At 69.5% G+C, this 1,670-nt stretch carries 2 protein-coding genes; both read right to left on the bottom strand.

All coding sequences use genetic code 11. The features are described 5' to 3' along the window. Window positions 1-34: 34 nt before the first annotated feature. On the bottom strand, window positions 35-847 hold the full coding sequence (locus VR44_RS33905; protein ID WP_045951480.1) for an ABC transporter ATP-binding protein: 813 nt from the start codon (window positions 845-847) through the stop codon (window positions 35-37). After that, on the bottom strand, window positions 840-1,670 hold an 831-nt coding region (locus tag VR44_RS33900; RefSeq protein WP_052713958.1), incomplete at its 5' end, for an ABC transporter permease. The genes VR44_RS33905 and VR44_RS33900, both read right to left, overlap by 8 nt.

Below are 1,670 nucleotides of genomic sequence, written 5' to 3'. Positions count from 1 at the left end.
CCTCGAAGGGGTTCCGGGCCCGGCCCGTTTCATGTCATTTGCCCGAGGTGAACGCCTCGTAGGCGTCGCAGACCTCCTTGGAGGGGCCGTCCATGCGGACGACGCCCGACTCCAGCCAGATCGCCCGGTCGCAGGTCTCGCGGACGGTGCCGATGGAGTGGCTGACGAGGAAGACGGTGCCGGCCCGGGCGCGGAGTTCCTCGATGCGGGCCTGGCTGCGGCGCTGGAAGGCGGCGTCGCCGGTGGCGAGGGCCTCGTCGATCATCAGGACGTCGTGGTCCTTGGCGGCGGCGATGGAGAACCGCAGCCGGGCGCCCATGCCGGAGGAGTAGGTCCGCATGGGCAGGGAGATGAAGTCGCCCTTCTCGTTGATGCCGGAGAAGTCGACGATGTCCTGGTAGCGCTCGCGGATCTGCTGCTTGGTCATGCCCATCGCCAGCCCGCCGAGGACCACGTTCCGTTCGCCGGTGAGGTCGTTCATCAGGGCGGCGTTCACTCCGAGGAGGGAGGGCTGGCCGTGCGAGTAGACCGCGCCGCGGGCCACCGGCTGGAGGCCGGCGATGGCCTTGAGGAGGGTGGACTTGCCGGAGCCGTTGGTGCCGATGAGGCCGATGGCCTCGCCCTTGTAGGCGGTGAAGCTGACTCCGCGGACGGCGTGGACCTCGCGGACGCCGGGGGCGGGCTTGCGGGAGAAGATGCGGCTGAGGGCGGCGGTGGCGCCCCCCTTGCGGCCGCCGGCGTGCACCTTGTAGACGACGTGCACCTCGTCGGCGATGACGGTCGGGACGCGGGTGTCGGGGGCGGTCCCGCCGGGGGCGGTAGCGGTGCGGGTGAGGGTGTCAGCCACGGCCGTACTCCTCCTCTGCCTTCCAGAAGTAGACGAATCCGCCGACGCCGGCGAGCAGGGCCCAGCCGATGGCGATCAGCCAGACGTGGTCGGGGAGCTGCGAGGCCTTGAAGCTGTCGATCAGCGCGAAGCGCATCAGGTCGATGTAGACGGCCGCGGGGTTGAGCTTGAGCATCATCGTGACCCAGTGCGGCAGGTGGTCCGACCGCAGCATGGCGTCGATGGACCACATGACGCCCGACGAGTACATCCAGGTGCGCAGGACGAACGGCATCAGCTGGCTGACGTCGGGGTTCTTGCTGCCGATGCGGGCCATGACCATGGCGCAGCCCGAGCAGAAGACGGCCATCAGGAAGAGCGCCGGGGCGGCGAGCAGCCAGGACGGGGACGGCATCTGGCCGAAGGCCAGCAGCAGGATGACCAGGGCGCCCATGGTGACCAGCAACTGCTGGAAGAGCTGGACCACCGAGGACAGGGGGAGGCTGGCGCGCGGGAAGTGCAGGGCGCGGACCAGGCCGAGGTTGCTGTGGACGGCACGGGTGCCGGTGTTGATCGAGCTGCCGATGAAGTCCCAGACGAAGACGCCGGTGATCAGGAACGGCAGGTAGTCGGGCACGCCGTGGCTGGCGTGCATGACCATCCCGAAGATGAAGTAGTAGACGGCCGCGTTGAGCAGCGGCGTCATCAGGTGCCAGACCTGGCCGAGCTTGGCCGTGCTGTACGTGGCCTGCATCCGGGCGGTGGCGTACGCGATCACGAAGTGGCGGCGGGCCCAGAGCTGCGCGACGTAGCCGGGCAGGGAGGGGCGGGCGCCGCTGAGGGT

Source organism: Streptomyces katrae, assembly GCF_000966975.1.
Classification (GTDB): domain Bacteria; phylum Actinomycetota; class Actinomycetes; order Streptomycetales; family Streptomycetaceae; genus Streptomyces; species Streptomyces katrae.
Note: the sequence above shows the minus strand (reverse complement) of the source record. Positions and strands in the feature narration are given on the sequence as shown.